The 8,376-nt window shown below is 35.0% G+C and carries 9 protein-coding genes; 5 read left to right on the forward strand and 4 right to left on the reverse strand.

All coding sequences use genetic code 11. From position 1 onward, the window contains the following. Window positions 1-700: 700 nt before the first annotated feature. The 4 genes from ACOI1D_RS20100 to ACOI1D_RS20115 all read right to left on the reverse strand — a co-directional run bounded on the left by ACOI1D_RS20100 (window position 701) and on the right by ACOI1D_RS20115 (window position 2,776). On the reverse strand, window positions 701-856 hold the full coding sequence (locus ACOI1D_RS20100) for a transposase (protein WP_422503823.1): 156 nt from the start codon (window positions 854-856) through the stop codon (window positions 701-703). Window positions 857-928: 72 nt separating this feature from the next. Beyond that, window positions 929-1,201, reverse strand: a complete 273-nt coding sequence (locus ACOI1D_RS20105) for a hypothetical protein (protein WP_422503807.1) — start codon at window positions 1,199-1,201, stop codon at window positions 929-931. Then, the gene (locus tag ACOI1D_RS20110) at window positions 1,198-1,584 is read right to left on the reverse strand and encodes a transposase family protein (protein ID WP_422503809.1); all 387 of its coding nucleotides are present in this window, start codon (window positions 1,582-1,584) and stop codon (window positions 1,198-1,200) included. Before ACOI1D_RS20110 ends, ACOI1D_RS20105 begins: the two co-directional genes overlap by 4 nt. A gap of 127 nt (window positions 1,585-1,711) precedes the next feature. Then, the gene (locus ACOI1D_RS20115) at window positions 1,712-2,776 is read right to left on the reverse strand and encodes a DctP family TRAP transporter solute-binding subunit (protein ID WP_422503811.1); all 1,065 of its coding nucleotides are present in this window, start codon (window positions 2,774-2,776) and stop codon (window positions 1,712-1,714) included. Between the two features lie 433 nt (window positions 2,777-3,209). On the opposite strand from ACOI1D_RS20115, the gene ACOI1D_RS20120 reads away from it, so the two are divergent. The 5 genes from ACOI1D_RS20120 to ACOI1D_RS20140 all read left to right on the forward strand — a co-directional run bounded on the left by ACOI1D_RS20120 (window position 3,210) and on the right by ACOI1D_RS20140 (window position 8,169). Beyond that, entirely contained in the window at window positions 3,210-3,749 is a 540-nt protein-coding gene (locus ACOI1D_RS20120) for a TRAP transporter small permease (protein WP_422503813.1), read from the forward strand. Next, on the forward strand, window positions 3,746-5,014 hold the full coding sequence (locus ACOI1D_RS20125; RefSeq protein WP_422503815.1) for a TRAP transporter large permease: 1,269 nt from the start codon (window positions 3,746-3,748) through the stop codon (window positions 5,012-5,014). Before ACOI1D_RS20120 ends, ACOI1D_RS20125 begins: the two co-directional genes overlap by 4 nt. Window positions 5,015-5,053: 39 nt before the next feature. Beyond that, the gene (locus ACOI1D_RS20130; RefSeq protein ID WP_422503817.1) at window positions 5,054-5,884 is read left to right on the forward strand and encodes an HpcH/HpaI aldolase/citrate lyase family protein; all 831 of its coding nucleotides are present in this window, start codon (window positions 5,054-5,056) and stop codon (window positions 5,882-5,884) included. Window positions 5,885-5,997: 113 nt separating this feature from the next. Continuing rightward, window positions 5,998-7,455: an SLC13 family permease gene (locus ACOI1D_RS20135; protein ID WP_422503819.1), complete on the forward strand. Its 1,458-nt coding sequence runs from the start codon at window positions 5,998-6,000 to the stop codon at window positions 7,453-7,455. 591 nt (window positions 7,456-8,046) lie between these two features. After that, the gene (locus ACOI1D_RS20140) at window positions 8,047-8,169 is read left to right on the forward strand and encodes a hypothetical protein (protein ID WP_422503821.1); all 123 of its coding nucleotides are present in this window, start codon (window positions 8,047-8,049) and stop codon (window positions 8,167-8,169) included. Window positions 8,170-8,376: the final 207 nt, after the last annotated feature.

Raw genomic sequence — 8,376 nt, forward strand, 5'->3', positions numbered from 1 at the left:
AACTCGAAATAGATCAGCCTTAAAGAGAATCACCCCCTATAATGAAGTTAACTGATTATCAGTGAATCTATCATTATAAAGGGTGGTTTTTTGGTTAAATATCGTGAAATTTTAAGGATGCTTAGTCAATAAATGAGTAAAAGAGTATAGCACTAAGTTGTGGAGGTTCAAGGAATACAATGACTTCTGTCTTAGTGAACATCAAAGTGAAAAATCAGAGCAGTTTACGGATGTGACTTGGAAGATGGCTTCTATTTCCTCAAAAATCATCCTTCAAAATTAAAACTTACCTGATTACGAGTACATTCATAATGAACTTTTGAAGAAAGGGAACCTTGACTACTCATGGGAGGAGTTGGTCAGAATGAGTTATCAAACTGCGGAAACGACTTGTATTGTGTACATCATTTTGCTTTCATCACAGTAAGTATGCGATATTATGGCGCCAGCTATGGTGGATAATATTCAGCCATATTGTAATAGAAATGGTTTTTTTGGTTCCCATCCACGCCCGTATTTATATTTTCGGATACAAGAATACTGTACACTCCCGTACTTTTTTTGAATCATTCATCAAGTTTGTTTTTCAACTCATAAGTTTCCTTTAAACGGGGATCTACCTTGAGTATATCTGGTAATTTCTCTCACTCTCTTCCGAAAGCTTATAAGGGGATTTTCCAAAAAAGTTTTTTGCTTCTTTTCATACGGATGCGCTTTTTTTACTTAAATCATACTGGACTTCACGGCGCACATCGTCTAACGCCCAATAAACTTGGCGCATGAAGTAAAAACGATCCGCAATAATAAGTGGATCACCTAAAGCTTTTAGAACAGCCAGTTTAATAGACTTCGATATAAATCAATTACTACGATTTCAACATTACCAGTATCAACAGATTTTAGGTGTTCCTTAAATGTGTCTACTTTTCTATCGGGCAAGAAATATCCAGAATCTCTTTGTTTCTACATCAACGACTACCGTGTGAAATCTTTCTCCACCAACATCTCCCTTGAATTCATCAATGCAAATAGCTCTAGGCAAAACCTTTTTTGTCTTTATGGTGTGTTTGTCGAATAGCCACAATAATCGATTGGTTGTCATGCCCGCCAGCCGTGTAGCCGTTGTAAAAGAGCCAATGGCTGTATAACTCAGAGCAGTTGTTTGTGGAGAAGAAATACACCGTTGATAATGCCCAATCATCTGCAATCGTTCATAAAATGTATGATTACAATTTGTAGGGAATGGGTGTATTTTTTTGTCATTTGAAATGTTTCAGGACCCGACATGATAAAGGACATCACCACATTTAGTGTGTATCTCCTCTTTCGTAAAGAAATCTGAACCTGGCGATCCGATAGGTTCGGACCCTTTATCTTCTGTAACCGATAGCCATGAACTCTTTTCGTCTTTTGCTTACAAGCTATGCAGGCCTGTTTCCTATTCTTCGTATAAAGCTTTATAAGTAACTCCCCAGAAGTCTCATCAATAGCCCACCCATCTACATTTCTGTCTTTAATCCCTAAAATGACTTTGCACTCATTCCCATCTCCTTTTCCTTTTGTGTTGCAACTGTAGGTTAACAAAAAGAGAAGGAAAGAGTAGATAAATAAACACGATAAGTAGTTGAAATAAAAGAAAAAAACAGACTATCGAGAGGGTTTCTCGAAAGCCTGGCAAGAACTATAATTGATTGTTATTCATTTTATTATTTTAATTAGCTGCAGCTTCTCTCGCAGCATCTATTACATCTTGACCAATTTTGTCGGCATATTCATCATAAACTGGTTTTAAAGCCTCTAGGAAAACTTGACGCTCCTCAGTAGTTAATTCATAAATCTCCATATTTCCGCGTTCTTTTAAAGTTTCCATTGCTTCTTTATTCAATTTCTCTGCTAAATTACGCTCGGTTTCTGTCGCTTTTTCTATAGCATCTTCAAACAATTTTTTCGTTGGCTCATTAAGGCTACTCCAAAATTCCTTATTAGTAAATACAGCATAGTCTACTCTTGTTGCACCCCAATTTGTAGTCATATAGCCTTGTACATCGCCTAATTTTTTTGTTGCGATGTTGCTAAATGTATTTATTTGAGCATCGACAGTTCCCTGCTCAAGGGCTGTATATAATTCCCCAAATGGAAGTTGTAAAGGTCCGGCACCCAGTGTCTCATAAACTGATGCTAAAACCTGCCCCCCTTGAACACGAATCTTCATACCATCAAGATCTTCAGGTGTTTTAATTGGGTGTTTATTATTTGTGATTTGTTTTGGACCGTTTGGCCACATTCTCAGACCTATTATTCCTTGGTCTTCAAGGCTACTTAAAACCTCTTGTCCCTTTTTCCCATCCCAGAAAGCGTAGGCTTCTTCGTTAGAACCAAATAAGAACGGCAACGATGGAACATTAAATGCAGGATTCATTCCAACAAATTTTGATAAGTCTGGAGCGATAAACTGTACATTATTTGCAGTTAGATTGTCTACCTCATCATTATCCCCAAACAATGAACTATTTGGGTATACTTGTACCTCAATTTTACCGTCTGATTTTTCTTCAAGAAACTCTTTAAATGCCAAAGCTCCTTGGTGTTTAGGCGTGTTTTCTGCAACAACGTGTGAGAACTTAACAGTAAGTTCTTGTATTTCTGAATTGCTTTTACCATCACTTTGCCCACCTTCACCGTCGGATGTACTGTTTGCTTCTTCTCCACATGCCGTGATGACAATTGCCAAAAGCAGAATAAGGAGACTTAAAATTCCTTTTTTCATAAAATGCATTAAAATTTCCCCCTTAAAAATATTTATTACTGAGTGAGAATCATATGATATTCTCTAAAAAACCATTGTGGTTATTTGTAACAATTTAAAAGTTAACGCTTTCAAAATGAATCGAAAGATAGGCTATTCTTTAGTTGATACATTTAACCGAATAAAAAGTTATGTGTTGCCTCCCTCCCTCTAGTGAGTATAGATTACTCTACCTTCTCACTCTTGGATTTTGGATTCAAAATTCATTTTACAAGTTTAAACATAGCAAACTAAATTTAGATTGTCAATTGCAAAAATTTAATAAAAAGTGAATTATCTATTTATTTTTCTTGTGACATAGTATACTATATAATAACACATCGTTATTGTATATTGGATACAGAAAGTAAACATTAAGATATAGTACCAGTAGAAATAACAGATTAAATAGAGGAGGAATTTCATGAAAGCGCTTAAAAAGATGGAAGTGGTTGAGGAATTTGCAGCAGGTTTTCTATTTCTTAGTGCAGTTTTAATTAGTTTATTCGAGGTGTTTATGCGTTATGTTTTACAGAGCCCACAATTTGGAATAAATGAAATTGTCGGTATCTTGATGCCATGGGCAATTTTTGTAGGTTTTGGAAGAGCGTTAAAACAAGATCATCATATTTCTGTAGATGTTGTATATGATAGATTCCCCTTTCCAATAAAAAGGGTATTAGCAGTAATTAGTAACTTGATTGGAGCCGGTTACGGGTTATTTCTTTTAATTACTGGAGTGAAAATGGTGTTGACAGCAATATCTGATGGGTTTAATACGGTAGCGTTAGGTATACCGATTTGGATAACCTATATCATTTTACCGGTAAGCATGACAATGTTTTGTGCCTACTTTATACATAAAACTTATAAGGCCATTTTAGGAGATAAACAAGAAATAATGGGTTCTTTAGATCATGCGACCTACATCTCTGAAAGTGAAAAGGAGGAGAAGATAGTATGAGTCCGGTATTAGTATTATTTGCTTCTTTTTTCTTACTCTGTATCATCCGAGTTCCAGTAGCAGTTAGTCTAGGTATATCAAGTATTATTTCACTAACTATGGTAGATTTTGAAACCTATACGGTTATTCAAAAGATGTTCAGTCAATTAACCCATGTTTCATTGATGGCTATTCCAGGATTTGTGTTTACAGGAATTATTATGGCAAAAGGTGGAATATCGCAACATTTGGTAGAAGCATTGAAGGCTTGGGTTGGTCATCTAAGAGGGGGACTAGCAGTAGTAACTATTTTGGCTTGTATGATTTTTGCTGCAATCTCTGGTTCAAGCCCGGCAACTGCTGCTGCAATTGGGAGTATTATGATTCCCGGGATGGTGAAAGCTGGATATAGTAAGCGTTATTCTATGGGACTTGTTGCTTGTGCAGGCACATTAGGAATTCTAATTCCTCCTTCAATTCCATTGATCCTTTACGGCGTTGTTGCCGAAGAATCAATTAGTGAACTGTTTTTGGCAGGAATAATACCTGGGATTATATTAGGTTTAACTCTGATTATATCAGCTGTCATATATGCAAAAATCAATGATTTTGGTGGATTACCTAAACAAAGTTGGTCCGATCGAAGAAAGAAAAGCATGAAAGCTATATGGGGCTTTATGCTTCCTGTTCTAATACTGGGAGGAATTTATGGTGGGATTGTTACTCCTACCGAAGCATCTTTTGTTGCTAGTCTTTATGCATATATTGTATCTGCGTTTATCTATCGTGAAATGAACTTCAAAAGGTTTAGAAGTATTTTGAATGAGTCAATAAATATTTCTTCAATGATTTATTTAATTATTTCTGCTGCAGTTATTTTCGGTATGTTCTTAACAATAGAGCAAATCCCTCAGCAATTAGCTGGTTGGATGGATGGAAACGTTACTAATAAGTGGGTATTCATGATTGGAGTAAACTTATTAATCTTTGTAATGGGAATGTTCCTGGAGTCAGCTGCGATTATTCTTATTACGGTGCCAATTTTCTTACCAATGCTGGTTCTATTCGGTGTCAATCCAATACACTTTGCTATAATTCTAACGATAAATTTGGAATTAGCGATGATTACACCACCGGTTGGATTGAATTTATTTGTTGTCGGTGGAATTTCAAAAGAAAAGGTTGGAGCTGTTGTAAGTGGAGTTATACCTTTTTTCTTTTTGATGGTATTGGTATTGGCTGTTATCGTGATCTTCCCTGAGTTATCATTGTTTCTTACACGATAGACTTAGGAAGTTTTAATTATAAGAAGGAGTCGGTTGGATATGGATACAAGACATACCTATTTATTTGTACCTGGTAATCAACATGATTTAATCGGTAAAGCGATTCGAAGTGAAGCAGACGCTGTGATTATTGATTTAGAAGATTCTGTGGCGTTAAGTGAAAAAAAAAATGCACGAGATTGTTTGGAAAATTATTTAGAACAAAACAAAATGGCTTCAAAGAGTATTTATATAAGAGTTAATGAAATTAAAAGCAAGTACTGGGAAAAAGATGTGGAATTGGTGGCAAAGTATCCTTCATTGGGTGTAATGTTACCAAAGACAGAATCAGCAGAAGATATTCATATTTTAAATAAAAGGTTGTCAACGGAACAAAAAGTAATTCCATTGATTGAAACTGCAAAAGGAGTAATGTTTTCTTATGAGATTGCTAATTCTTCACAAAACATAATTCGGCTAGCATTTGGTGCAGTAGACTATTCTCTTGAACTGGGAATTTCCATAACAAAAAATGAACATGAGCTTATCTATCCAAGGTCATCATTAGTTCTGGCTTCAAGGGTAGCAGGAATTGAAAGTCCAATTGACACAGTTTTTGTTAATATTGATGATAGCGAAGGATTAATGGAAGAAACTAAAATATCTATCCAACTTGGATTCTTCGCTAAGCTTTGTATTCATCCGAAGCAAGTAAGTCTAATAAATAAATTATTTCTTCCCACAGAAAATGAAATCCAATGGGCGGAACAAATAGTTGCGGCTTTTGAGGAAGCGGAGAGACAAGGAAAGGCAGCGATAAAACTAAATGGAAAAATGATTGATTATCCTGTGTATAAACAAGCCCTCTCTACCATGGTTAAAATAAAATAAAGTTAATAAAAGAATCCTGGTACTTTACAGGGTTTTTTTACTAGGGAATTTAAGATGTAGATTAAAAGACAAAATATTCACTGTGTGATTACATATAAGAAAGGCTGTAATTAATGGAGTCTAATGTTGTTATTTTAAAAAAGGATAATAAGGGATTTAATAGAATAAACCGTATTAGAAGAGTGTTATCTTTTCTACTAGGTATAAGCGGGTTTTTAATTATACTCTTTTGTTTGCCTGATGCATTTTCATATCCAGCAAAAGTAATGATAGCAACTGTATTCTTTGGAGTAACTTTGTGGGCTTTAGAACCAATTCCTTTAGGGCTTACAGCATTAATTGTTTTATTAATAATGCTTCTATTTGGTGTTGCTGATACAAGTGTAATATTTAGTGGTTTTGCATCACCAGCGATTTATCTTATTGTTGGAGGAATGATGCTCGCAAAGGCAGTAAATGAGACATCCTTAGCTAAACGAATAACTTATATGATATTAAAAAAAAGGGGAAATACTTCTAAAGGGTTGTTAGGTAGTATCTTAGCAATTATGCATATACAAGCCTTTTTTATACCTGCAACTGCCGTTAGAACTACACTAATGCTACCGATTTCCACCATGATTATTAAAACGGTGGATGCCAAGCCACGCAGTAACTTGCGGAAAATGATTTTGCTTGGGGTAGCCTATGGTGGGAATATAAGTGGTACAGCTGTTATGACGGCCGCAGTTGGAAATATTTTGACGATAGAAATACTTAATAGCTATGCCAATATAAGCATTACATATTTTCAGTGGTTTTATTACACCTTTCCCTTATGGCTCATGTTAATACCTTCTATGTGGCTTTTATTATTAAAACTATTTCCTTTACCAAAAGATGAAAGATTCTTTCCTATGATAAAAAAGGAAATGGAAGTTAAAATTAATGAATTAGGACCGGTAAACATTCGCGAACTAAAGTGCTTGGCTGTTTTAATTCTCATAGTAAGTCTTTGGATAACTGAACCATTACACGGTTTACATCCAAGTGTTCCAGCTATAATTGGAGTTGTGTTAATGACCTTACCCGGCACTGGTTGTGCTAAATGGGAGAATGTTGTAAATATAAATTATAATACAGTTTTATTAGTTAGTATTACTCTTTCAATGGGTTATACATTAATTGCTTCAGGTGCTTCTAATACAATTGGTGAATATTTAAGTACAGGCTGGATAAAAAATATACTGCAAACACCAACGTTTGCAGTAATTTTTATTGTCGTTTTAACCCAAGTATTTCACAAAATGATATCGAATGTGTCCACTGCTGTAGTGACATTGATTCCAATTGTATTAAGTATGGCTTCTAATACCAATATAGATCCACTAATTGTTGGCTTTACAGCCGGAATATCCAGTCTATTTGGTTTTGTTTTAGTAGTTGAAACTATGCCAAACCTATTAGTTCACAGTACAGGTATGATTGAACAAAAAGATTATTTAAAGCCTGGTTTTTATGCAACGATTGTGACAACTGTTCTGACTATTATAGTTGCCCTTACATGGTGGAGGGTAATTGGCTTGTTATAGGTGATCGAAGAACAAGATGAAAAGTAATGATTTATTAAGCTATTACAGGAAACTAATGAGATACCTTTTGTTAAACAGAGAAAATACCTGCACTATGTAGTAGTTATTTAAGTCATTTTTAAGATATACTTTATAGAATTACATTTTAAATTAGACAGTAAGGGTTGCTCTTTTTCTTGGTTTATTATTTAAGTTTACTACTTCAGTCTATTCTCTGGCTAAAGGAATAAATGCCATCCTCCATTGAAGCCTTCGTTTTTCTTACACTCTGACCATTCAATAAAAATCCCAATCGATTTCATCCAATTTATCTCTTGTAATTAGTTTTGACTATCCATAAGGGTTTGTGGATTTGGGTTAAAAAACCTAGCAGCCTAAGTAAAAAGATAGAAATCATGGTAATCCCATGAACAGGCAAATGAATATAAGATTTAGGACACTGCGATTGATAGTCATAATTTTCTACGGCATAAAATACATAGGTCTACCAAGTGCTGTTTTAAAATCATACGCATTCAAAAGCAGAGGAATTTGCTTCCTTTAGAGCAGGAAATCCCCTCAAGCTCATTTACTTCCGCGGATCGAGTAGTTGTGGAATCAAAAGAGTCTGCACTAGAGGAAACAGGAGATTTGCTGAATCCTATTAAAGAAGGGTTTACTTTTAAGAAAATTGTTGAACTCGGCGATAATATAAAAGGAACACGTGAAGGGTAGGCCAATATATTTTAGAAAAAGCTATTAGGAAAGGGGTAGGGAGAGAGGTTGAGTTGTGAGTAAATGAGATGTTAGAAGCCAGAAAAAGACAAGCGCAAAGGCTTGTCTTTTCTAGGCAGTAAAGAAAAGTGTTAAAAACTTTACTTCTGCATTAGTGCACCTAATGATTTCGCGAGAAGGATCTGGCGATAAGCTAAGTTTACTAAT

This window comes from Virgibacillus sp. DJP39 (genome assembly GCF_049310925.1).
In the GTDB taxonomy this organism is placed as follows: domain Bacteria; phylum Bacillota; class Bacilli; order Bacillales; family Amphibacillaceae; genus Virgibacillus_F.